This is a genomic window from Variovorax sp. VNK109, from assembly GCF_049445855.1.
GTDB lineage: Bacteria > Pseudomonadota > Gammaproteobacteria > Burkholderiales > Burkholderiaceae_C > JAGOCV01.
Genome location: NZ_JBMSDV010000002.1, coordinates 560,881 through 582,551, shown reverse-complemented (window position 1 = coordinate 582,551; position 21,671 = coordinate 560,881). Strand labels below are relative to the sequence as shown.

Genomic DNA, 21,671 nt, shown 5'->3' with positions numbered 1-21,671 from the left:
TTCAAAGAAGAATCAGCCGTTGACCTGACGCGCAACCACGGGCACGGGCAGCGGCGTCGCCGGGAGGGCCGGCGCAGGATTCGCTTCGACCCAGCGGCGCACGCGCTCGGCATCGCCAAGACGGCTCAGCTTGCCGGCGGAATCCAGGAACACCATGATCAGCTTGCGGCCGGCGATCTTGGCCTGCATCACAAGGCACTGGCCGGCTTCACTGATGTAGCCCGTCTTCTGCAGGCCGATGTCCCACGACGGATTCTTCACGAGGCGGTTGGTGTTGTTGTACTGCAGCGTCTGCTTGCCAACCATCACCTCATGGTCCGGCGACGTGGAATAGTCGCGCAGCATCGGATCGTTGTAGGCCACGCCGACCAGCGTTGCCAGATCGTGCGCGCTGGACTGGTTGCGGCTGGACAGGCCCGTGGGCTCGACATAGCGCGTGTCGCGCATGCCCAGCGTCTGCGCCTTGGCGTTCATCGCATTCACGAACACCTCGAGGCCACCCGGATAGGTACGGCCCAGCGCGTGAGCAGCCCGGTTCTCGCTGGACATCAGCGCCAGGTGCATCAGTTCGCCGCGGCTGAGCGTGGTGCCCACGCGAAGGCGCGAGCGACTGCCCTTCTCGGTGTCGACATCGGCCTGCGTGATGGTGATCATCTCGTCCATCGGCAGCTTCGCTTCGCTCACGAGCAAGCCGGTCATCAGCTTGGTCAGCGAGGCAATTGGAAGCACAGCCTGGTCGTTCTTGCTGAACAGGACCTCGTTGGTGTCCTGGTCGATCACCAGGGCCACGCTCGACTTGAGGTCGAGATCGTCCTGCGTGTTGTGCAGGCCGGCAATCTGGCCATAAGAAGGACGCGGCGGTGCTGAAACCTTGACGATGGCCTTCTTGTTGCGGATGGCCACCGGCGCTGACCTCACGGTCTTGCGCTTGGCAACCGTGGTCTGCGGCTTTTTCTTGACGACCGTTACCTTGCGCTTGGCAGCGGCGGCATGGGCTTCAGGCAGCGAAACCAGCGCCAGAATGAACGTGCAAACTGCGAGCATTTGCAACCAAAATCTCAGTGCGTTGACCGGTTTGGAAGCAAATGAAGCTTGCATGATGTGGGATCTCCAGGCAGGTTGACGCCGCGAGTTTAACGAAAGAAAAAAAGCCGCGCAATATCAATTACTTGCGCGGCTTTCTTAAAAGTGTAAAGTCGTTATAAGGGTTTACCCTTATCCTTGCGCGGCCACCCTGTCAGCTTTGCTCTGTAACTTGTTGAGAGCACTGAGATAAGCCTTCGCCGATGCGACCACGATGTCAGGGTCTGCGCCCACCCCATTCACCACCCGGCCGGAGTTCTGCAAGCGGACTGTCACTTCTCCCTGGCTCTCCGTTGAACCGCTTATGGCATTCACGGAATAGAGCACCATCTCTGCACCGCTTTTGACGTGTGTTTCGATGGCTTTCAGGGATGCGTCGACAGGGCCGTTGCCGTCCGATTGCGCGCTGACTTCCTTGCCGTCAGCGGTGAAAACGATGCGCGCATGGGGCCGCTCGCCGGTCTCGCTGTGCTGTGACAGCGACACGAAACCGTACTGCTCTTTTTCGCTCGTGACCGACTCGTCGCTCACCAGCGCGAGGATGTCTTCGTCGAAGATTTCGCTCTTGCGGTCTGCGAGTTCCTTGAATTTGGCGAACGCCACGTTGGCTTCGGCTTCACTGTCGAGTTGCACACCGAGTTCCTGCAGGCGCTGCTTGAAAGCGTTGCGGCCGCTGAGCTTGCCCAGCACGATTTTGTTGGCCGTCCAGCCCACGTCTTCCGCGCGCATGATTTCGTAGGTGTCCCGCGCCTTGAGCACGCCGTCCTGGTGGATGCCGGAGGCGTGCGCGAAAGCGTTCGCGCCGACCACGGCCTTGTTGGGCTGCACCACGAAGCCTGTCGTCTGGCTCACCATGCGGCTGGCCGCGACGATGTGCTGCGGATCGATGTTCAGGTCCAGCCCGAAATAGTCCTTGCGGGTCTTCACGGCCATCACGATTTCCTCGAGCGAGCAATTGCCCGCGCGCTCGCCCAGCCCGTTGATCGTGCACTCCACCTGGCGCGCACCGCCGATCTTCACGCCGGCCAGCGAGTTCGCCACCGCCATGCCCAGGTCGTTGTGGCAATGCACCGACCAGATGGCCTTGTCGCTGTTGGGAACGCGCTCGCGCAGCGTCTTGATGAAGTCGCCGTACAACTCGGGGATCGCATAGCCCACCGTGTCGGGAATGTTCAGCGTCGTGGCGCCTTCCTTGATCACGGCCTCGAGCACGCGGCAGAGGAAGTCCACGTCGCTGCGATAGCCGTCTTCGGGACTGAACTCGACGTCATCCACGAGGTTGCGCGCAAAGCGCACCGCGAGCTTGGCCTGCTCGAACACCTGATCAGGCGTCATGCGCAGTTTCTTCTCCATGTGCAGCGGCGACGTCGCGATGAAGGTGTGGATGCGGGCCCTGTTGGCGGGCTTGAGCGCTTCAGCGGCGCGGGCAATGTCGCGGTCATTGGCGCGCGAAAGGCCGCAGATGGTGGAATCCTTGATCGCTGCGGCGATCGACTGCACGGCCTCGAAATCGCCGTTCGAGCTGGCCGGGAAGCCGGCCTCGATCACATCGACCTTCAGACGCTCCAGTTGCCGCGCGATGCGCAGCTTCTCGTCCTTGGTCATCGAAGCGCCCGGCGACTGCTCGCCGTCGCGCAAGGTGGTGTCGAAAATGATCAATTTGTCGGTCATCTGGGAACTCCTGTTATTTCCTGATCGAACCCCGCAACATCGAAAAACGGACGCACAAAACAAAAGGCCCGTTGCGGGTGCATACGGGCCTTTGTGGTTCTGGATTGCGCGCGCGCTACCGTCTCCGCCCGTCGGGGGATAGCAGTAGTGCCAGCGAAATTCGGTTCATGGCGGCAAATGTAGCACAAGAAACGGAGAGCCCTTCTACGGGTTCTCCATGAGCCCTACTTGTGAAGCCCGCGTTCGTCGGGTTCGTCGGTGGACGTGCTGATCACGCTGGTCTGCAGGCCCTTGGCCTTGCGCCAGCCGTAGATCACATAGCCGCTCACGCCGTAGATCACGAACAGGCCGAACAGTACGGTCGGCGGATGGATATTGATGATGGCGATCACGAGCGCAATGAGCACGATGACGGCAAACGGCACGCTCTTCTTCATGTGCACGTCCTTGAAGCTGTAGAACGGCACGTTGGTCACCATGGTCAGCCCCGCGTACAGGGCGATGAAGAACATGTACCACTCGGCTTCGTAACCCTTGATCTCCAGCTCCGTCATGATCCAGATGAAACCGATCACGAGCGCAGCAGCAGCCGGCGAAGGCAGACCCTGGAAATAGCGCTTGTCGACGACGCCGGTGTTCACGTTGAAGCGTGCCAGACGCAGCGCCGCGCAGGCGCAATAGACGAATGCCGCAATCCAGCCCCAGCGGCCCACGCCTTTGAGCGCCCATTCGTAGGCGATCAATGCCGGCGCGGCACCGAACGACACCATGTCCGCCAGGGAATCCATCTGCTCGCCGAACGCGCTTTGCGTGTTGGTCATGCGTGCGACGCGGCCATCGAGGCTGTCGAGCACCATCGCGCTGAAGATGCCGATGGCCGCCATATCGAAGCGACCGTTCATGGCCATCACGATGCCGTAGAAGCCACCGAACAATGCCGCCAGCGTGAAGAGGTTGGGCAGGATGTAGATGCCCTTGCGGCGCTTGCGCACCACGACGGTCTCCAGCTCATCGGGCTGGGAGTCCGCCACGTCACGGCTTGCATCGGGCATGGAAAGATCGTCCGGTTTCATGGGGACAAGTGTAAGCGAGCGAAGATGCCCTGAAACCCTTGGCGCTGTCAGCAAAAAGGCCACCCGAAGGTGGCCTTTTTTTTCGATGCACGACCGACTCGCGCAGATCGGGAAACTCAGTTGCGGGTCTGGTCGACCAGCTTGTTCTTCTTGATCCACGGCATCATCGCGCGCAGCTTCTCGCCGACCACCTCGATCTGATGTTCGGCGTTCAGGCGGCGGCGGCTGATGAGCGTCGGCGCGCCGGCAGCGTTTTCCAGCACGAAGCTCTTGGCGTACTCGCCCGTCTGGATGTCGCGCAGCACCTTCTTCATCGTGGCCTTGGTTTCGTCGGTCACGATGCGCGGGCCGGTGACGTACTCGCCGTACTCGGCGTTGTTGGAGATCGAGTAGTTCATGTTGGCGATGCCGCCTTCATAGATCAGGTCGACGATCAGCTTGAGTTCGTGCAGGCATTCGAAGTACGCCATTTCCGGTGCGTAGCCGGCTTCCACCAGCGTCTCGAAACCGGCCTTGATCAGCTCGACCGTGCCGCCGCACAGAACCGCTTGTTCGCCGAACAGGTCGGTCTCGGTTTCTTCGCGGAAGTTGGTTTCGATGATGCCGGCCTTGCCGCCACCGTTGGCCATCGCGTACGACAGGGCCAGGTCACGGGCCTTGCCGGTCTTGTCCTGGTGCACGGCCACGAGGTGGGGCACGCCGCCGCCTTGCGTGTAGGTACTGCGCACGGTATGGCCAGGTGCCTTGGGCGCGACCATCCACACGTCAAGGTCGGCGCGCGGCTGCACGAAACCGTAATGCACGTTGAAGCCGTGCGCGAACACGAGCGATGCGCCCTGCTTGATGTTCGGGGCCACGTCGTTCTTGTAGACATTGGCGATCTGTTCGTCGGGCAACAGGATCATGACAACGTCTGCCGACTTCACGGCTTCGGCCACTTCCTTGACCGCGAGGCCGGCGCCTTCGGCCTTGGACCAGCTCGCGCCGCCCTTGCGCAGGCCGACAGTGACCTTCACGCCGCTTTCGTTCAGGTTCTGGGCGTGGGCATGGCCCTGGCTGCCGTAACCGATGATCGTGACTTGCTTGCCTTTGATGAGGCTCAGGTCACAGTCCTTGTCGTAGAACACCTTCATGGAATCTCCTTGGGATTGATTGGTGGTTTTGGTGAGTGGATTGGAACAGGTCGGCGTCGTTCTCAGACGCGCAGGATGCGTTCGCCGCGACCGATGCCGCTGGCGCCGGTGCGCACCGTCTCGAGGATCGCGCCGCGATCGATCGCCACGAGGAAGGCGTCATTCTTCGCCTGGTCGCCCGTCAACTCGATGGTGTAGCTTTTCTCGGTGACGTCGATGATGCGGCCGCGGAAGATGTCCGCCATGCGCTTCATTTCCTCGCGCTCCTTGCCGACAGCGCGCACCTTCACCATCATGAGTTCGCGCTCGGTGTACGAACCTTCGGTGAGGTCCACCACTTTCACGACTTCGATGAGCCGGTTCAGGTGCTTGGTGATCTGCTCGATAACGTCGTCGGACCCCGTGGTCTGGATGGTCATGCGCGAGAGGCTCGGGTCCTCGGTCGGCGCCACGGTGAGCGATTCGATGTTGTAGCCACGGGCCGAGAACAGGCCCACCACGCGGGAAAGAGCGCCGGGCTCGTTCTCCAGCAAGACAGCAATGATGTGTTTCATGAAATGTGATTCCTCTTTTCGGTGCCCTCCCCGCACGGCGGTAACCGTGCGGCTTGGCAGCCAATAGATTCGTCAAGGGGAAGGCCGGGTTGCTTGCGCGTTACGCGGCCACGATCCGAACGTTCAGAGATCCTCCGAACCGAGCAGCATCTCGGTGATGCCCTTGCCCGCCTGGACCATCGGGAAGACGTTCTCCGTCGGGTCCGTCCGGAAGTCGAGGAACACCGTGCGGTCCTTCAGGCGTCGTGCTTCACGCAGCGCCGGCTCCACGTCCTGCGGCCGCTCGATCAGCATGCCAACGTGGCCATAGGCCTCGGCCAGCTTCACGAAGTCGGGAAGCGAATCCATGTAGCTGTGGCTGTAGCGACCGGAGTACTCGATCTCCTGCCACTGGCGCACCATGCCCAGATAGCGGTTGTTCAGCGAACAGATCTTGATCGGCGTGTCGTACTGCCGGCAGGTGGCCAGTTCCTGGATGTTCATCTGCACCGAGCCTTCGCCAGTGATGCAGAACACCTCGGCCTGCGGCTTGGCGAGCTTGATGCCCATCGCATAGGGAATGCCCACGCCCATGGTGCCGAGACCGCCGGAATTGATCCATCGGCGCGGCTCGTCGAAGCGGTAGTACTGCGCGGCCCACATCTGGTGCTGACCCACGTCGGACGTGATGTACGTGTCGGCGTCCTTCGTCATGTTCCACAGGGTGTCCACCACGAACTGGGGCTTGATCACGTCCTGGTTGTCGCGGTCGTACTTGAGGCAGTCTCGGCTGCGCCAGGCTTCGATGGATTTCCACCACTCGGCCAGCGCGCCAGCGTCGGGGCGTACCGAGCTTTCACGGATCATGGCGATGAGCTCCGTCAGCACGTCCTTCACGTCGCCGACGATCGGGATGTCGACCTTCACGCGCTTGGAGATGCTCGACGGGTCGATGTCAATGTGGATGATCTTGCGTTCGTTCTGCGCGAAGTGCTTGGGATTGCCGATCACGCGGTCATCGAAGCGCGCACCGACGGCCAGCAGCACGTCGCAGTTCTGCATGGCGTTGTTGGCTTCCCAGGTGCCGTGCATGCCCAGCATGCCCAGGAACTTGCGGTCGCTGGCCGGGTAGGCGCCCAGGCCCATCAGCGTGTTGGTGACCGGATAGCCGAGCATGTCGACCAGGGTGCGCAGTTCGTTGGACGCATTGCCCAGCAGCACGCCGCCGCCCGTGTAGATGTACGGGCGCTTGGCCGTCAGCAGCAATTGCAGCGCCTTGCGGATCTGCCCGCCATGGCCCTTGCGCACCGGGTTGTACGAGCGCATCTCGACCTTGTCGGGGTAGCCTTCGTACGGCACTTTCTTGAACGACACGTCCTTGGGCACGTCCACCACCACCGGGCCGGGGCGGCCACTGCGTGCGATGTGGAAGGCCTTCTTCATCGTCTCGGCCAGATCGCGCGGGTCCTTCACGAGGAAGTTGTGCTTGACGATGGGGCGCGTGATGCCGACGGTGTCGCACTCCTGGAAGGCATCCAGCCCGATCGCGGGTGTGGGCACCTGGCCGGAGATGATCACCATCGGGATGCTGTCCATGTACGCCGTGGCGATGCCGGTGACCGCATTGGTCAGGCCGGGGCCGGACGTGACGAGCGCAACGCCGACGTCACCCGTGGCGCGGGCATATCCGTCTGCAGCGTGGACGGCCGCCTGTTCATGGCGTACCAGCACGTGCTGCATGGTGTCCTGCTTGTACAGCGCGTCGTAGATGTACAGCACGGCACCGCCGGGGTAACCCCAGATGTACTTGACGCCTTCGGCCTGCAGGGATTTGATGAGGATTTCGGCGCCCATGAGTTCCTGGGTCTGGCCGGATGCTTGCGCCTGAGCGGCGGCTGCCGAGGTCAGCTCGGCTTTGGAGATTTCCATGATCAACCTTTGCGAATTTCTCTGACGAAAAACCTTGGGTGCCTCTTCCTCGAGCCCTTGTGGGGCCAGGTCGAGACTTGAGGCCAAAGCCATGGGCGTGTCTTGTGACTCGCCGGACTGTGACCCGTTTGCCTTTTGAATTGCAATGCGGATTATGGCACCGCAACAATTGCATACGGTGAAATCGCGCCGTTTTTTTGCCTGCGGATGCCATAATCCGGGCCAAAAATGCATCTGGCTGGTGTTTTTCAGCCACTGCCCCGACTACTCAAGCGCCCCGAAGCACCCCTCTTGGCCACCGAACAGGAACTTGCCGACTTTCTCGCCAGCGTCGAGAAAAGGGCATTCAAGCGCTCGCTCTACCACGTGCGGGACGACGAAGCAGCACTGGACATCGTCCAGGACAGCATGATGAAACTGGCGATGCACTACGGCGACAAGCCGGTGCAGGAACTCCCCATGCTGTTCCAGCGGATCCTCTCCAACTGCACGCTGGACTGGTTCCGCCGCCAGAAGACTCGCCGTGCCCTGTTCTCCAACATGAGCGATTTCGAGTCGCCCGGCGAGGACAGCAATTTCGACATCCTGGAAAACTTCCGGGCATCCGACGGCTCGGACATCGGCGAAAGCGCAGAGGACACCACCCGACGGGCGCAGATATTGCATTTGATCGAGGACGCGATCCAGGACCTGCCGACTCGTCAACGGGAAGCGTTTCTGATGCGTTACTGGGAAGAAATGGACGTTGCGGAAACCGCTGCGGCCATGGGCTGCTCCGAAGGTAGCGTCAAGACACACTGCTCTCGGGCGGTTCAAGCTCTCAGCAAAGCACTGAAAGCCAGGGGAATACAACCATGAATGACCATCTGCATCAGGATCGGACCGCCGAAGGGCGTTATGCCCGGCGGATCGCCTCGCGCCTCGAAGCCGGTAGCAACGAGTTGCCTTACGACATTTCCGAACGCCTGCGCGCTGCCCGCGTCCAGGCTGTCGCGCAACGCCGCCGGCCTGCACTGGCACTGGCACCCGCCATGCAGACTTCCGTTCAATCGTCCGGCCCGGTACTGGCACTGGGTGGTGGTGACGCCCCAGGTTGGTGGACACGCCTGGCCTCCGCTGTGCCCATCGTCGCGCTGGTTGCCGGCCTGGTCGCCATCAACATGGTCCAGGCCGAGCAGCGCGCCGCAGAAGTCGCCGAGATCGATGCAGCCCTGCTGACGGACGACCTTCCGCCTGCGGCCTATACCGACCCCGGTTTCGTGCAGTTCCTGCAAAGCGGTCAGGCCACTCCCGAGTGAGAGCCCGGAGCGCAAACATGCCGCGTGTCCGTTACTTCGTCCTGCCCCGCGCTTCAGCGATGTGCGCTGTCGTGGCCCTGACCACGGGCATCGGTGTGACCGCCATGCCGGCATTCGCCGCAGATCCGCCCCAGAAGTCAGCCGCCGCAACCAGGGCGGCCCCGGCAAGAGCGGTCGCGTCAGGTCCTGCCTGGTCGGAGCTGAGCAGGAGCCAGCAAACGGCATTGAAGCCGCTCGCATCGGTCTGGGGCTCGATTTCCGAGGCCCAAAAACGCAAGTGGATTGCGCTGTCCGCCAATTACGCCAGCCTGCAACCTGAAGAACAAGCGCGACTTCATGGCCGCATGACGGATTGGGTTTCGCTCAACCCCCAGCAGCGCGCGCAAGCCCGCCTGAACTTCGGCGAATCGCGCAAGATTCCTGCGCAAGAGAAGAAAGCCAAATGGGAGGCCTATCAGGCACTCAGCCCCGAAGAGAAGGACAAATTGGCGTCCAGGGCATCCCGCAAGGCGGCGGGTGCGGCGGTGGCCGTCAAGCCTGTGTCGCCCCAGAAGCTCGCCACGGTGCCCGCGCCCCGTCCGGACAGCCGTCATTCGGCCAAGATCACCAGCGGCCGTGAAAGCGCCGCTGAAGCCGGCCAACCCGTCGCAGGACAAGCCGTCCCCGCTTCCAGCCAATAATCGGGGATGACCGATATTTTCGCCGGCGCGGGCCCGGCTTCTTCCGCAACGCCATCCGCTGCGGCCCCATCTCCCCTGATCGCACCCAGCCTGCGTCGACGCATGGCCTGCTGGTTGTATGAAGGCATGCTGCTTTTCGCAGTGCTGTTCGTCGCCGGTTGGCTGTTCAGCACCCTCAGCCAGATGCGCGACGCCATGGACGCACGGCGCCCACTGCTGCAAGGCTTCCTGTTCATCATCTTCGGCGTTTACTTCGCGTGGTTCTGGGCCAAGGGGCAGACGCTGGCGATGAAGACATGGAACATCCGCATTGTCGACCGCCAGGGCCGTCCGCTGACCCAACTGCGCGCGCTTCTGCGCTACGCTCTCGCATGGATCTGGTTCCTGCCGTCCATGGCTGTGGCCCATGCCTTTCATCTGGGCGGCGGCGAGACCACCGTCCTCATCCTGGGCTGGATCGCGATCTGGGCAGTTCTCAGCCGTTTCCACCCGCTCGGACAGTTCTGGCATGACGCATGGGCAGGAACGAGGCTCGTCCACTCGCTTCCGCTCAGTCGATGACTGCTGCCGATGACCGACCGGTGAATCACGATCGTTTGTCATCAATCCGCAAGAAAATCGCCATATGACCGTTCCCACGCAGAGCTCCGGCGTCGATCCGCACGTCAACCCGCAGAAGGCCCGCACCGGGCTGTCGCGCATCTGGCATGCAGCTGGCTATTCGCTCGAAGGCCTCAGGGCCGGCTGGGGTGAAACCGCCTTTCGCCAGGAAGCGATCGCCGCGATCGTGCTGATCCCCCTGGCATTCTGGCTGGGACGAAGCTGGGTCGAAATTGGACTGCTGGCAGGTTCCGTGCTGCTGGTGATGATGGTCGAATTACTCAACACGGGCATCGAGACCGCCATCGATCGCATCGGCCCCGAATGGCACGACCTGTCCAAGCGCGCGAAGGACATGGGCAGCGCCGCCGTGCTGTTGAGCCTGTTGCTGTGCTCGGGAATCTGGGCCGGCGCCGTCTACACCCGGCTCGTCTCATGACCACACCCGCCTTCTCCGTTTGCGTCTACTGCGGCTCACGCCCCGGGGAGGATGCATCTTTTGTCGAATGTGCGCGCCTGGTCGGCAACTGGATCGGTTCGCACGGCGGACAACTCGTTTATGGCGGTGGCCGCAACGGCCTGATGGGCGAAGTGGCGCAGGCCACGCGCGCGGCCGGGGGCCGCGTCGTCGGGATCATCCCCAAGGCACTCGTCGAGAAGGAATGGGCCAACAACGATTGTGACGAACTCCACGTGGTGCAGACCATGCACGAACGCAAAGCCATGATGGGCGAACGCTCCGACGCCTTCGTTGCCCTGCCCGGCGGCATCGGCACCTTCGAAGAGCTGTTCGAGATCTGGACCTGGCGGCAACTCGGTTACCACGACAAGCCGATCGGCATCCTGAACCACATGGGCTACTACGACGGCATGGTCTCGTTCCTGCAGGGCACGGTGCAGGCAGGCTTCATGAATGCATGGCAAATGGAGCTCGTGCAGGTGAGCAACAACGCGCCCGCCCTGCTGAGAAGCCTTGTCGAGCAGGCCGGCCGCGGCAGCGACACCACGCTGCTGCGAGAGAACCTGTAGCCGCCGATCTACGGCGACCTGGTATCAGCCTCGCTGGCGCAATGCCTCGTACAGGCAGACGCCGCTGCTCACCGACACATTGAGGCTTTCCACCGCGCCGCGCATCGGGATGCTCACCAGTTCATCACAGGTCTTGCGCGTCAATTGGCGCATGCCGGCACCTTCAGCGCCGAGCACCAGCGCCACGGGACCACGCAGGTCCACCTGATAAATCGTTTTCGGTGCGTCGTCGCTCGTGCCGATGCACCAGATGTTGCGCTCCTTCAACTCACCGAGCGTTCGCGCAAGGTTCGTCACCATGAAATAAGGCACCGTCTCGGCGGCGCCGCTGGCCACCTTGGCCACGGTGGCATTGATGCCCGCTGCGTGGTCCTTGGGCGCAATGACTGCATGGGCCCCTGCACCGTCCGCCACGCGAAGGCAGGCACCGAGGTTGTGCGGATCTGTGACGCCGTCGAGAACGAGCAACAGCGGCGGCTGAGCGCCCTCTTCCTGCGGCACGGCCTCCAGTTGATCCAGCAGGTCATCCAGCGAACGCGCCTGCTCCATGGGTTGCACACGGGCAGCAACACCCTGGTGACCATGGCTGCCAGCCAGACGCGACAGACGCAGCCCGTCTGCCTCGACCAGCTTCATGCCTGCTTCCTGCGCACGTTGCAGGAACTGGCGCATGCGGGCGTCGCGGCGCGTGGCCTCGTAATAGATTTCCAGGATGGACTGCGGCGCTGTCTTCATGCGCACGCCGACGGCATGGAAGCCGAACAGGACTTTGGGGGCTGACATCCCCGCATTATCGGCGGGCCACACCTCCCGCTGCTTCAGGCTGCGACGCGACCCGCTTCGATGGTGATGCAACGTTCGCAGCGCGCGGCAATCGCACGGTCGTGCGTGACGAGCACAAGCGTGGTGCCGAGTTCGCGGTTGAGGTCGAACATGAGCTCCATGACTTTCTCGCCGGTCGCAAAATCGAGGCTGCCTGTCGGTTCATCGGCCAGCAACACGGATGGCTGGACGACGAAGGCCCGCGCCAGCGCCACGCGTTGCTGCTCCCCGCCCGACAGCACCTTGGGATAGTGTCCGAGTCGCGCCGACAGGCCTACGCGCGCCAGCATGTCCGAGGCGGCCTTGCGCGAATCACTGCGGCCAGCCAACTCGAGAGGAAGCATCACGTTCTCGAGCGCGGTGAGGTTGCCCATGAGCTGGAAGCTCTGGAACACGAAGCCCACCTTCTGCGCACGCAGCGCGGCGCGTGCATCCTCGTCGATGGAGAACAGGTCCTGGCCATCCAGCCGAACCGTACCCCGCGTGGGCGTGTCCAGTCCCGCAATGATCGAGAGCAACGTGCTCTTGCCGGAGCCCGAGGCACCCACAATGGCCGCAGTTTCCCTCGGTGCCAGACGGAAATCGATATCGCGCAGAATGTCTAGCGTGCCTGTGGAGTCGCTCACCGATTTGAAGACGTGCTCCACGGAAATGATGGAATTGACTGGAGATTCGGGCATGAAGGCTGTTTCGGTTGCAGGTCGGCGCCACTTTATCGCGGCAGGCGTAGCGCTCGTGTGCGCCGGGATTTTCCAGCCCGCGATGCTACAGGCGCAGACCGCCGGTGCGGGCAAGACCATTCTGATCGTCGGCGATTCGCTCAGCGCCGAATACGGGCTGCGCCGCGGCACAGGCTGGGCCGCGTTGCTGGAGAAGCGGCTCGCGCAGGAAAAGATCCCGGCCAAAGTGGTCAACGCCAGCATCAGCGGTGACACGACCTCGGGTGGCCGATCGCGACTGCCCGCGCTGCTGAAACAGCATTCGCCGGATGTCGTGGTCATCGAACTTGGCGGTAACGATGCCCTGCGCGGCCTGCCTCTGGCGAGCACCGAGGACAACCTGACCTGGATGACCCAGTCCTCACAGAAGGCCGGCGCGCGCGTCCTGCTGGTGGGGATGCAGGTGCCACCCAACTATGGCACCGACTATGCCAACCGCTTTGCGGCCAGCTTCGAGAAAGTGGCGAAGGCGCAGAAGGCAGCCGTGGTGCCCTTCTTCCTGAAGGGTGTGGCCGATGGCGCGGATCCGCTGAAACTGTTCCAGCCCGACCGGATTCATCCGCGCGAGGAAGCGCACCCGATGATGCTGGACAACGTGTGGCCAGAGCTGAGGAAGCTGCTGCGCTGACTGCCGGGATCAGGGCGTCTCGCCGGTGGACGGCGGCGGCGGCAGGTCGGACGGCTCACCGGCATCGGCATCCTGCTCGTCCGCCGGCGCAATGCCAGCCTTGCGGTCGGCCTTGGCCTTGAGCTTGTCTTCCTTCTTGCGCTTCTTCGCAAGTTCTTTCTGGCGCTTTTCGTAACCGTAGTTGGGTGTAGCCAAGTGGACCTTTCACATGTAACGTGGAGGGCACTTTAGCAGCTTGCACACGCCGCCGCCTGCTTTTTTGGCACAGGCCGTTACGACGCCATCGTGCCGAGCGCTTCTGCCAGATCGGCCTGAAGGTCATCTACCGTTTCAAGGCCAACAGAGAACCGTACCAGCGTGCCGCGCCTGATGTGTGGCGGCCATTGCGGGCGCATGGCCGCAAGTTCATAGGGGACGACAAGGCTGACCGGCCCGCCCCAGCTATAGCCGAGCTTGAAAAGCTTCAGCGAATCGCAGAACCTGTCCACCTGAGCCTGGTTGAATCGCTCGTCGAGGATGATCGAGAACAGCCCGGCCGCAAGTCCCGCTCCGCCGTCATGCGCGCACAAGGCCCTCCAGTGCGCATGCCCGGGAGAGCCCTGCATCGCCGGGTGCAACACCTGGACAATTTCTTTCTGGCCGGCCAGCCAATGCGCGAGTTCGCGTGCCGTCCGGTCGTGCGCCGCATAACGAAGCGGCAGGCTGGGCAAGGAGCGCAGCACGGATTCGACATCGTTGGCACCCACGCCAAAGCCCAGTCGCATGTGGGCGAGCTTCAGGCGGAGGTGAAGGGCTTCATCACGCGTGATGACACTGCCCATGAGCACGTCGCCACCGCCACTGGGGTACTTGGTGAGTGCGTGCGCGGAAATGTCGACGCCAACGCGCGCTTCCACGGCACCGAAATCGAAAGGCGCGAATGCCAGCCCCGCACCCCAGGTGTTGTCCAGCGCGGTGAGCACGCCCTTGTCGCGGCAGATGCGCACGAGCGCCGGCAAGTCCGGGAATTCCATGGTCACCGAACCTGCGGCCTCCAGCCAGACCAGTTGGGTGCGATCGGAAATGCGGGCGGCCAAGTCCGCCGGATCGAGCGCATCGTAGAGCTGATGGGTGATGCCGAACGCCGCCAACTCACCTTCTGCCAGGGCCTTGCTGGGCCCGTAGGCATTGTCGGGGATCAGCACCTCGTCGCCATTCTTGAGCAGCGCGAGCGCGACGACCGAAATCGCAGCCAGGCCGCTGGGCACCAGCAGACATTGCTTGCCGCCTTCAAGGGCGCACAGCCGTTCTTCCAGCGTGAAAGTCGTCGGCGTGCCGTGCAGGCCGTAGGTGTAGCCCTGCCGCGACTTCCAGTCGCGCGCGCGCATGGCAGCCACCGAAGGGAAGACCACCGTCGATGCCTTGAACACGCCCGGCTGCGGCGCGGCGAAGCCGGCGGGCGGCTCGTAGGGATGGTGGATCAGCTGGGTCGATGTCGTCTTTGCGGGCATGACGAACGGGCCTGGGTGCTCAGATCTTCCACTTGGCCAGCAGCTTGTCCGGCGTGAGGCTGTCGTAACCTTCGAAAGGTTGATGGATCCAGGGATTGGTGGGCAGGAACTCCACCGAGTAATCCGGAGTGAAGGTGGACAGGCCCTTCGTCCAGATCACCGCGCTGCGCAGTTCGGTGATCGGCGAGTAGTTGTTCTTGAGCATGTTGATCACCGCATTGAGCGTATGACCGGAATCGGCCAGATCGTCCACCAGCAGTACACGGCCGGCGATGTCGCCCTTGGGCGTGGTGATGTAGCGCGCAATGTCCAGGTGCCCCTGCACCGTGCCCGCGTCGGCGCGGTACGAGCTCGTGGACATGATGGCCAGTGGCTTGTCAAAGATGCGGCTCAGGATGTCGCCGGGGCGCATGCCGCCGCGTGCCAGACACAGGATCGTGTCGAACTGCCAGCCTGACTGGTGGATCTTGATGGCGAGCTTCTCGATGAGGTTGTGGTACTCGTCGTAGCTCACGTACAGATGTTTGCCGTCTTCGGTCAGCATGCTTGGGGCTCCTGATTGGCTGGGCGCGGTTGGTTGGCGAAGGGGGTTGAAGGGTTCAGTCCGCCAGATACGGATGGCGCATCATGATGGTGTGATCGCGGTCCGGGCTGGTGGAAATCATGGCGATCGGCACGCCGGTCACCTGCTCGATGCGCTGCAGGTAAAGGCGCGCGTTGACGGGCAGCTTGTCGTATTGCGTCACGCCGACGGTGCTTTCGGTCCAGCCATCGAGCGTTTCGTAGACAGGTGTGCAGCGCGCGATTTCGTCGGCGCCCATCGGCAGGATGTCCGTGTGTTCGCCATCCAGTTCGTAGCCGGTGCACAGCTCGAGTTTTTCCAGCCCGTCGAGCACGTCGAGCTTCGTGATGCAGAGACCCGACAGGCCATTGACCTGCGCCGAACGCTTGAGGAGCGCGGCGTCGAACCAGCCACAACGGCGACTGCGGCCAGTGGTGACGCCCTTCTCTGCGCCCACGGTGCTCATGTGGTAGCCCGGGGTCCCCGGCTTCTCCCAGTCGAGTTCAGTGGGAAACGGGCCGCCGCCCACCCGTGTGCAGTAGGCCTTGGTGATGCCGAGGATGTAGTGAAGCATGCCAGGGCCGACACCCGAGCCGGCAGCGGCATTGCCCGCCACGCAGTTGCTGGACGTGACATACGGATAGGTGCCGTGGTCCACGTCGAGCAGCGTGCCCTGCGCCCCTTCGAACAGCAGATTGTCGCCATGGATGTGCGCCTCGTTCAGCTCGCGGGAGACGTCGGCCATCATGGGCTTCAGCAGTTCGGCATGCTTCATCGCTTCATTGAACACGGTGTCGTAGTCGATGGCCTTCGCACCCAGGATCTCGACCAGCACATGGTTGTGCAGGTCCAGCAGCACCTTGAGTTTCTCGGCGAAGCGCTGCGGATGCTTCAGGTCCTGCACGCGCAGGGCGCGGCGCGCGATCTTGTCCTCATAAGCCGGGCCGATGCCGCGACCGGTGGTGCCGATCTTCTCGCTGCCGCCCTTTTCGCGGTAGGCCTCGCGCGCCACGTCGAGCGCTGCGTGAAACGGCAGGATCAGCGGGCAGGCCTCACTGATGCGCAGACGCGAACGCACCTCCACGCCCGCCTTCTCCAGGCCTTCGATTTCCTCGAACAGCTTGGCGGCCGACAGAACCACACCATTGCCGATGTAGCACTTCACGCCCGGCCGCATGATCCCGCTGGGAATCAGGTGCAGCGCGGTCTTCACGCCATTGATCACCAGCGTGTGGCCTGCATTGTGCCCACCCTGGAAGCGGACCACGCCTTGCGCCATCTCGGTCAGCCAGTCGACCAGCTTGCCCTTGCCCTCGTCACCCCACTGGGTGCCCACCACGACTACGTTACGGCCCTTGGTTGTGTTCATCTCAAGATCTCAAATAGCTTTCACGACCCAATCGCCCGCGGATTGAACCAATTCGCGGTCGCACTGGAATTCATCGATTTCACTTTCGTGACCCGGCAGCACGCAGACCACCGTTTCACCCTTCGCGCGAAGCGCTGCAATGGCGGCACTCAACGCTGCGTTCTCGCTCCACGGCGCACGCACGGCAGCACGCAGCGGTCGGCGTGCCGCGACGCTCACAAGTTCACGCACGTCCAGGCTGAAGCCCACCGCCGGACGGTTGCGGCCAAACACAGCACCCACTTCGTCGTACCGGCCACCGCGAACGAGCGCATCACTGGCGCCCTGCACGTAGATCGCGAAGCGCACGCCACTGTAGTAGGCATAGCCGCGCAAATCACCCAGGTCGAACTTCGCCTTCGTCGCGCCGAGATGGGCTGACAACCACCGCAGGCTTCGCAGTGCCTCGCGCAGCATGGGACTGGCGGGCAAGGTCTTCTCGGCTTCATCCAGAACCGTGGCGTCACCATACAGATCGGGAAGCGCCAGTAGTCCCTCGCGGGACGCTTGAGGAAAATCCCTGGTGAGGCTTTCGAGTTCGCTGCGGTCCTTCGTTGCAAGCGCCGCATGGACGCGCGCCAGCGCGGCACCATCGACCGGCACACCGGCCAGCAGCGAGCGCACGATGCGAACGTCGGCCATGTCCACGACGGGATTGCCGACCTTCGCGGCCTTCAGGCAATCGAGCGAGAGCAGCAGCGCTTCCAGATCGGCCTCGAGCCCTGCGTGTCCATACATTTCCGCACCGAACTGCAGAGGCTCCCGTGTGGCGTGCGGCCGGTCGGGCCGGGTGTGCAGCACCGGGCCGCAGTAGCAAAGGCGAGCCACGCCCTGGCGGTTCAGCAAGTGCGCGTCAATGCGGGCCACCTGCTGCGTCGTGTCGGCACGCAGGCCCATCATGCGACCCGACAGCTGGTCCACCAGCTTGAAGGTCTGCAGGTCGAGGGCTTCGCCGGTTCCCGTGAGCAGCGACTCCAGATGCTCCAGGAGTGGAGGCATCACCAGCTCATAGCCGTAGCTGCGCGCGGTGTCCAGCAACTCGCGGCGCAGCTCTTCAATATGCCGCGCTTCGGAGGGAAGAACGTCGGCAATGTGATCCGGAAGGACCCAGGCGGACATGGGAGAAAAGGAACCCGAAGGGATTCCCGGGGGCTGTTGAAAACGTGATTCTACCGGCCTCGAAGCGCAGGCCGGACGCGCGCCGGAAAACTGTTCAAGAGCCGACCCAGAGCAGCGCGAGGCCGCCGAGGATGCTGCAAAGCGCGAAAAAGCGGATCTGCCCATCCCGCATCTGCAGGATCTGGGCAAACATGTTGCGCCAGGCCTGGGGCGAGAGGAAGGGCAACAGCCCCTCGATGATGAGGACCAGCGCAAGCGCCGTCCACAACGTCTCGCTGCTCACCCTGCTTCCTGCCTGTCCGGGACGGCTTTTACTTCTGCGCGCCGGCGCTGCGCATGGCCTTGAAGAAGTCGGATGATGGATCCACCACCATCACGTCGCTCTTCTTGCTGAAGCTTGCCTTGTAGGCTTCAAGGCTGCGATAGAACTGCGCGAACTGAGGGTCGCGGCCGAATGCGTCGGCATAGACACGTGCAGCCTCGCCGTCGCCTTCGCCCTTGATCTTCTGGGCTTCGCGGTAGGCATTGGCGATTGTCACTTCCCGCTGCCGGTCCGCATCCGCGCGGATTTTTTCGCCTTCGGCCGCACCGGTCGAGCGCAGCTCGTTCGCCACGCGCTGGCGCTCTGCTTCCATCCGCCGGTAAACCGAGCTGGTGATGGCTTCGACATAGTCCACACGCGTGATGCGCACGTCGATGATTTCGACACCCCACGGGCGGTTGCTCTTGACGGCCTCCTGCACCTCGCGGCGCACGTCCGTCATCAGCTGTTCCCGCTTGGACGACAGCAGGTCACGCACGGTGCGGCGGTTCACTTCTTCCTGGAACGAGTTGCGAACCACGCGATTCAATTGCAGCGCACCGGCTGCCTCGTCCAGGCCCACATTGCGGATGTATTCCGACGGATCGCTGATGCGCCAGCGCACGTACCAGTCGATCACCACGCGTTGCTTTTCCGCCGTCAACATCGACTCGGTGTCGGTGCTGTCCAGCGTGAGCAGGCGCTTGTCGATGTAGCTGACATTCTGGAACGGCGGCGGCAGCTTGAAGTTCAGGCCGGGCTCGGTGATCACTTCCTTGATCTGGCCGAGCTGGTACAGCACACCGAACTGGCGCTGATCGACGACGAACAGGGTGGAGCTGGCCAGCGCGAGCAGTACCAGCAGCGAAGTCACGATGAAACCGATTCGATTCATTTCTTGTCCTCCTCTCAGCGCGCTTCGCGGTCGCGGGTACGCAGGTTGTCACGCAAGCGCGCATCGCCTGTTTGCGCGGAAGACGTGGCCGAGGAGCCAGGCACACCGGACGACAGCGGCGGCAGCGAACCCGAACTGGCGGCAGTGGATTCGGCAGCGCCTTGCTGGGCCGACTGCTGCATGATCTTGTCCAGCGGGAGGTAAAGCAGGTTGGAGCCCTGGCGCGATTCCACCAGCACTTTGGTGACGTTGCTGTAGACCTGCTGCATCGATTCGATGTACAGGCGGTCGCGCGTGACCTGCGGTGCCTTCTGGTATTCCGTCAGGACCTGGCGGAAGCGGTCGCCATCACCTTGTGACTGGGCCACGATGCGGGCCTTGTAGGCTTCGGCTTCTTCCTTGAGGCGCGATGCCGTACCCACGGCGCGCGGCACGATGTCATTGGCATAGGCCTGCGCTTCGTTCTTGGCACGTTCGCGTTCCTGACCGGCCTTGAGCACGTCATCGAACGCTGCCTGCACCTGCTCGGGCGGACGCACGCCACCCTGCTGCAGGTTGATACCTTCCACCACGATGCCGACCTTGTAGCGGTCGAGGATGGTCTGCATCAGCGTGCGCACGCGCGGCGCAATCTGGTCGCGCTCTTCGGCGAGCACCGAGTCCATGCGCATCTTGCCGACGACCTCGCGCACGGCGGTTTCGGCCACCTGCACGACGGCATCGGTCGGGCTCTTGCTTTCGAACAGGAATGCGCGCGCGTCGCTCAGGCGGTACTGCACGGCAAACTTGATTTCGACGATGTTCTCGTCCTCGGTCAGCATCGCGGATTCACGCAAACCCGTCGAACGCACGATGTTGTCGCGACCGACATCCACAGACCGCAATTGCGTCACCGCCACGACCTCATGACGCTGCACCGGATACGGCAGGCGCCAGTTGAAACCTGCCCCGACGGTGGACTGATAGCGTCCGAACTGGGTGATGACGGCCTGCTGGCCTTCCTGCACGATGAAGAAGCCGGTGCCCAGCCAGATCAGAACGACCACACCGGCAATCAGGCCGACGCCAATGCCCGCACTCTTCATGTCGGGCTGGAAGCCATTGCCGCCACCGTTGCCACCGCCATTGCCGCCAAACCGGTTGTTGGGATTCTGGTTGCCTCGCCCGCCCTTGCCGCCGAAAAGGCCGCCTAGCTTGCGATTGAAATCACGCCACAGTTCGTCCAGATCCGGCGGGCCCTGGTTCGGCCCCTGACCGCGCGGGCCATTGCCGTTGTTCCCGTTGTTGCCCTGCCCGTTGCTGCCCCCGGGGTTGTTGCCGGGCGGCGGCTCGCCACCCTCCGGCTTGCTTTCGTCACCACTACGCCCCCAGCGGGGGTCGTTGAGATTGAAAACGCCCTGGATGCGGCCTTTCACGCCTGCCCACCGGAAGGCCCTTAAGTTGAGGTTCATGCGCTGTGGTCTCTTGTGGATCTTTGTCTTGCAAACCGGATTGTGCCCAATCAGGCGGGCAGTTCCTGCAAAGGGGCAGCGGAATCTGGGGTCAAACCTGACTCTACTGCACCGGAAACACCCGCCACATCCGCCAGACGTTCCCGCAACGCGGACAGGCCCTCGCCTGTGTGCGCACTCACGAAAACCCGGGGGACAGGTCGCCCATCCACCTCCAGCGTATCGGCCAGATGCAGGGGGCGGCGTTCGCTTTCAAGGGCATCGAGTTTGTTGAACACGACCAGTTGCGGGACATCAGCCGCACCGATCTCCGCAAGGACGCGCTGCACTTCCGCCATCTGCTCGGGGTGATTGGGGTTGGATGCATCGACGACGTGCAGCAGCAGGTCGGCGTCCGCCGCCTCTTGCAGCGTTGCCTGGAAAGCATCGATGAGGCCGTGGGGAAGATCGCGGATGAACCCGACCGTGTCCGACAGCGAGACCGAGCGGCCGGCACCCGTGGCTGTGTTGCCCAGATAAAGCTGCCGGGTGGTGGTGTCCAGCGTGGCGAAGAGCTGGTCCGCCGCATAGGCACGCGCCTTGACCAACGCGTTGAACAGAGACGACTTGCCCGCATTGGTGTAACCCACCAGGGAGATCGTGAAGGTGTCGCGTCGCTCACGCTGGCGGCGCTGCGTGTTGCGCTGGCGCTTGACCTTCTCGAGCCGCTCGCGTGTGCGTTTGATGGCCTCGCCGATCATCCGGCGATCCAGCTCGATCTGCGTTTCACCCGGGCCGCCGCGCGTGCCGATGCCACCGCGCTGGCGCTCCAGGTGAGACCAGCGGCGCACAAGGCGCGTGCTGAGGTACTGCAGGCGAGCGAGTTCGACCTGCAACTTGCCTTCATGGCTTCGCGCGCGCTGCGCGAAGATTTCAAGGATCAACAGGGTACGGTCGTTGACGGGCAAACCGAGATGGCGCTCGAGATTTCGCTGCTGCGCGGGGCTCAACGACTGATCGAACAGGATTTCCGTCGCGCCTGTTTCTTCAGCCAGCAGCTTGATCTCATCGGCCTTGCCACTGCCGATGAACAGCGCCGCGTCGGGCGCACGGCGTTTGCAGGTGATGCGGGCGACCGGATTCAGCCCGGCCGTTTGTGCAAGCAGGCCGAGTTCTTCCAGCTCGCCATCGAAATGAGGCAAGCCGAAATCGACGCCGACGAGCAACGCCGACGCAAGAGGGTTTTCAGGTTGAAAGGACGAACTCAA

24 protein-coding genes are annotated in these 21,671 nt (G+C 63.0%); 7 read left to right on the top strand and 17 right to left on the bottom strand.

From position 1 onward, the window contains the following. Window positions 1–12: 12 nt before the first annotated feature. From pbpG to ACO2Q9_RS10280, 6 genes are all read right to left on the bottom strand, one after another. Window positions 13–1,044, bottom strand: coding sequence for a D-alanyl-D-alanine endopeptidase (pbpG, locus tag ACO2Q9_RS10305; RefSeq protein WP_423310909.1), 1,032 nt, complete (start codon window positions 1,042–1,044; stop codon window positions 13–15). A gap of 171 nt (window positions 1,045–1,215) precedes the next feature. Then, window positions 1,216–2,754 carry a 2-isopropylmalate synthase gene (locus ACO2Q9_RS10300; protein WP_423310907.1) on the bottom strand — a complete coding sequence of 513 codons (1,539 nt, stop codon included), beginning with the start codon at window positions 2,752–2,754 and terminating at the stop codon, window positions 1,216–1,218. A gap of 224 nt (window positions 2,755–2,978) precedes the next feature. After that, window positions 2,979–3,806, bottom strand: coding sequence for a CDP-diacylglycerol--serine O-phosphatidyltransferase (gene pssA / locus ACO2Q9_RS10295; RefSeq protein WP_423311244.1), 828 nt, complete (start codon window positions 3,804–3,806; stop codon window positions 2,979–2,981). 137 nt (window positions 3,807–3,943) lie between these two features. Beyond that, the gene (ilvC, locus tag ACO2Q9_RS10290) at window positions 3,944–4,960 is read right to left on the bottom strand and encodes a ketol-acid reductoisomerase (RefSeq protein WP_423310905.1); all 1,017 of its coding nucleotides are present in this window, start codon (window positions 4,958–4,960) and stop codon (window positions 3,944–3,946) included. A gap of 62 nt (window positions 4,961–5,022) precedes the next feature. Continuing rightward, complete coding sequence (gene ilvN / locus ACO2Q9_RS10285) at window positions 5,023–5,514, bottom strand: acetolactate synthase small subunit (RefSeq protein ID WP_423310903.1); 492 nt, start codon at window positions 5,512–5,514, stop codon at window positions 5,023–5,025. A 123-nt stretch (window positions 5,515–5,637) separates the two neighbouring features. Beyond that, window positions 5,638–7,422 (bottom strand): acetolactate synthase 3 catalytic subunit, encoded by a 1,785-nt coding sequence (locus tag ACO2Q9_RS10280; RefSeq protein ID WP_423310901.1) that lies wholly within the window; start codon window positions 7,420–7,422, stop codon window positions 5,638–5,640. Between the two features lie 291 nt (window positions 7,423–7,713). Between ACO2Q9_RS10280 and ACO2Q9_RS10275 the strand changes: the two genes are divergently transcribed. The 6 genes from ACO2Q9_RS10275 (at window position 7,714) to ACO2Q9_RS10250 (ending at window position 11,029) form a co-directional block, all read left to right on the top strand. Continuing rightward, window positions 7,714–8,280 (top strand): RNA polymerase sigma factor, encoded by a 567-nt coding sequence (locus ACO2Q9_RS10275; protein ID WP_423310899.1) that lies wholly within the window; start codon window positions 7,714–7,716, stop codon window positions 8,278–8,280. Further along, entirely contained in the window at window positions 8,277–8,720 is a 444-nt protein-coding gene (locus ACO2Q9_RS10270; RefSeq protein WP_423310897.1) for a DUF3619 family protein, read from the top strand. The genes ACO2Q9_RS10275 and ACO2Q9_RS10270 overlap by 4 nt, the downstream gene beginning before the upstream one ends. Before the next feature lie 17 nt (window positions 8,721–8,737). Then, entirely contained in the window at window positions 8,738–9,400 is a 663-nt protein-coding gene (locus tag ACO2Q9_RS10265; RefSeq protein ID WP_423310895.1) for a DUF3106 domain-containing protein, read from the top strand. A 6-nt stretch (window positions 9,401–9,406) separates the two neighbouring features. Next, the gene (locus ACO2Q9_RS10260; RefSeq protein ID WP_423310893.1) at window positions 9,407–9,961 is read left to right on the top strand and encodes an RDD family protein; all 555 of its coding nucleotides are present in this window, start codon (window positions 9,407–9,409) and stop codon (window positions 9,959–9,961) included. Between the two features lie 64 nt (window positions 9,962–10,025). Continuing rightward, window positions 10,026–10,439, top strand: coding sequence for a diacylglycerol kinase (locus ACO2Q9_RS10255; RefSeq protein ID WP_423310891.1), 414 nt, complete (start codon window positions 10,026–10,028; stop codon window positions 10,437–10,439). Then, a complete protein-coding gene (locus tag ACO2Q9_RS10250; protein WP_423310889.1) occupies window positions 10,436–11,029 on the top strand; it encodes a TIGR00730 family Rossman fold protein in 594 nt (197 codons plus the stop codon). Before ACO2Q9_RS10255 ends, ACO2Q9_RS10250 begins: the two co-directional genes overlap by 4 nt. 24 nt (window positions 11,030–11,053) lie before the next feature. On the opposite strand, the gene rlmB is transcribed toward ACO2Q9_RS10250, so the two are convergent. Together rlmB and ACO2Q9_RS10240 are read right to left on the bottom strand one after the other, a co-directional pair. Next, window positions 11,054–11,812 (bottom strand): 23S rRNA (guanosine(2251)-2'-O)-methyltransferase RlmB, encoded by a 759-nt coding sequence (gene rlmB, locus ACO2Q9_RS10245; protein ID WP_423310887.1) that lies wholly within the window; start codon window positions 11,810–11,812, stop codon window positions 11,054–11,056. A 35-nt stretch (window positions 11,813–11,847) separates the two neighbouring features. Next, a complete protein-coding gene (locus ACO2Q9_RS10240; protein WP_423310885.1) occupies window positions 11,848–12,531 on the bottom strand; it encodes an ABC transporter ATP-binding protein in 684 nt (227 codons plus the stop codon). On the opposite strand from ACO2Q9_RS10240, the gene ACO2Q9_RS10235 reads away from it, so the two are divergent. Further along, complete coding sequence (locus tag ACO2Q9_RS10235; RefSeq protein ID WP_423310883.1) at window positions 12,530–13,198, top strand: arylesterase; 669 nt, start codon at window positions 12,530–12,532, stop codon at window positions 13,196–13,198. The two genes, ACO2Q9_RS10240 and ACO2Q9_RS10235, sit on opposite strands and share 2 nt — an antisense overlap. 9 nt (window positions 13,199–13,207) lie before the next feature. Here the strand turns inward: ACO2Q9_RS10235 and ACO2Q9_RS10230 are convergent, their stop codons facing one another. The 9 genes from ACO2Q9_RS10230 to hflX form a co-directional block, all read right to left on the bottom strand. Then, entirely contained in the window at window positions 13,208–13,393 is a 186-nt protein-coding gene (locus ACO2Q9_RS10230) for a hypothetical protein (protein ID WP_423310881.1), read from the bottom strand. A gap of 77 nt (window positions 13,394–13,470) precedes the next feature. Further along, a complete protein-coding gene (locus ACO2Q9_RS10225) occupies window positions 13,471–14,688 on the bottom strand; it encodes an aminotransferase class I/II-fold pyridoxal phosphate-dependent enzyme (protein WP_423310879.1) in 1,218 nt (405 codons plus the stop codon). Window positions 14,689–14,707: 19 nt separating this feature from the next. Continuing rightward, window positions 14,708–15,232, bottom strand: coding sequence for a phosphoribosyltransferase (locus ACO2Q9_RS10220; RefSeq protein ID WP_423310877.1), 525 nt, complete (start codon window positions 15,230–15,232; stop codon window positions 14,708–14,710). A 55-nt stretch (window positions 15,233–15,287) separates the two neighbouring features. Next, a complete protein-coding gene (locus ACO2Q9_RS10215; protein WP_423310875.1) occupies window positions 15,288–16,619 on the bottom strand; it encodes an adenylosuccinate synthase in 1,332 nt (443 codons plus the stop codon). A 9-nt stretch (window positions 16,620–16,628) separates the two neighbouring features. Next, window positions 16,629–17,777 (bottom strand): ATP phosphoribosyltransferase regulatory subunit, encoded by a 1,149-nt coding sequence (locus ACO2Q9_RS10210; RefSeq protein WP_423310873.1) that lies wholly within the window; start codon window positions 17,775–17,777, stop codon window positions 16,629–16,631. Between the two features lie 94 nt (window positions 17,778–17,871). After that, window positions 17,872–18,060 (bottom strand): DUF2065 domain-containing protein, encoded by a 189-nt coding sequence (locus ACO2Q9_RS10205; protein ID WP_423310871.1) that lies wholly within the window; start codon window positions 18,058–18,060, stop codon window positions 17,872–17,874. A 28-nt stretch (window positions 18,061–18,088) separates the two neighbouring features. Continuing rightward, entirely contained in the window at window positions 18,089–18,973 is an 885-nt protein-coding gene (gene hflC / locus ACO2Q9_RS10200; protein ID WP_423310869.1) for a protease modulator HflC, read from the bottom strand. Window positions 18,974–18,987: 14 nt separating this feature from the next. Then, entirely contained in the window at window positions 18,988–20,424 is a 1,437-nt protein-coding gene (gene hflK / locus ACO2Q9_RS10195; protein ID WP_423310867.1) for an FtsH protease activity modulator HflK, read from the bottom strand. A gap of 50 nt (window positions 20,425–20,474) precedes the next feature. Then, window positions 20,475–21,671, bottom strand: coding sequence for a GTPase HflX (gene hflX, locus ACO2Q9_RS10190; RefSeq protein ID WP_423310864.1), 1,197 nt, complete (start codon window positions 21,669–21,671; stop codon window positions 20,475–20,477).

Bases quoted from the DNA above. Each gene is read 5' to 3' on its own strand.
- pbpG (WP_423310909.1), bottom strand. From the start codon at position 1,044: ATGCTCGCAGTTTGCACGTTCATTCTGGCGCTGGTTTCGCTGCCTGAA.
- ACO2Q9_RS10300 (WP_423310907.1), bottom strand. From the start codon at position 2,754: ATGACCGACAAATTGATCATTTTCGACACCACCTTGCGCGACGGCGAG.
- pssA (WP_423311244.1), bottom strand. From the start codon at position 3,806: ATGCCCGATGCAAGCCGTGACGTGGCGGACTCCCAGCCCGATGAGCTG.
- ilvC (WP_423310905.1), bottom strand. From the start codon at position 4,960: ATGAAGGTGTTCTACGACAAGGACTGTGACCTGAGCCTCATCAAAGGC.
- ilvN (WP_423310903.1), bottom strand. From the start codon at position 5,514: ATGAAACACATCATTGCTGTCTTGCTGGAGAACGAGCCCGGCGCTCTT.
- ACO2Q9_RS10280 (WP_423310901.1), bottom strand. From the start codon at position 7,422: ATGGAAATCTCCAAAGCCGAGCTGACCTCGGCAGCCGCCGCTCAGGCG.
- ACO2Q9_RS10270 (WP_423310897.1), top strand. From the start codon at position 8,277: ATGAATGACCATCTGCATCAGGATCGGACCGCCGAAGGGCGTTATGCC.
- ACO2Q9_RS10265 (WP_423310895.1), top strand. From the start codon at position 8,738: ATGCCGCGTGTCCGTTACTTCGTCCTGCCCCGCGCTTCAGCGATGTGC.
- ACO2Q9_RS10260 (WP_423310893.1), top strand. From the start codon at position 9,407: ATGACCGATATTTTCGCCGGCGCGGGCCCGGCTTCTTCCGCAACGCCA.
- ACO2Q9_RS10255 (WP_423310891.1), top strand. From the start codon at position 10,026: ATGACCGTTCCCACGCAGAGCTCCGGCGTCGATCCGCACGTCAACCCG.
- ACO2Q9_RS10250 (WP_423310889.1), top strand. From the start codon at position 10,436: ATGACCACACCCGCCTTCTCCGTTTGCGTCTACTGCGGCTCACGCCCC.
- rlmB (WP_423310887.1), bottom strand. From the start codon at position 11,812: ATGTCAGCCCCCAAAGTCCTGTTCGGCTTCCATGCCGTCGGCGTGCGC.
- ACO2Q9_RS10235 (WP_423310883.1), top strand. From the start codon at position 12,530: ATGAAGGCTGTTTCGGTTGCAGGTCGGCGCCACTTTATCGCGGCAGGC.
- ACO2Q9_RS10240 (WP_423310885.1), bottom strand. From the start codon at position 12,531: ATGCCCGAATCTCCAGTCAATTCCATCATTTCCGTGGAGCACGTCTTC.
- ACO2Q9_RS10225 (WP_423310879.1), bottom strand. From the start codon at position 14,688: ATGCCCGCAAAGACGACATCGACCCAGCTGATCCACCATCCCTACGAG.
- ACO2Q9_RS10220 (WP_423310877.1), bottom strand. From the start codon at position 15,232: ATGCTGACCGAAGACGGCAAACATCTGTACGTGAGCTACGACGAGTAC.
- ACO2Q9_RS10215 (WP_423310875.1), bottom strand. From the start codon at position 16,619: ATGAACACAACCAAGGGCCGTAACGTAGTCGTGGTGGGCACCCAGTGG.
- ACO2Q9_RS10210 (WP_423310873.1), bottom strand. From the start codon at position 17,777: ATGTCCGCCTGGGTCCTTCCGGATCACATTGCCGACGTTCTTCCCTCC.
- hflC (WP_423310869.1), bottom strand. From the start codon at position 18,973: ATGAATCGAATCGGTTTCATCGTGACTTCGCTGCTGGTACTGCTCGCG.
- hflK (WP_423310867.1), bottom strand. From the start codon at position 20,424: ATGAACCTCAACTTAAGGGCCTTCCGGTGGGCAGGCGTGAAAGGCCGC.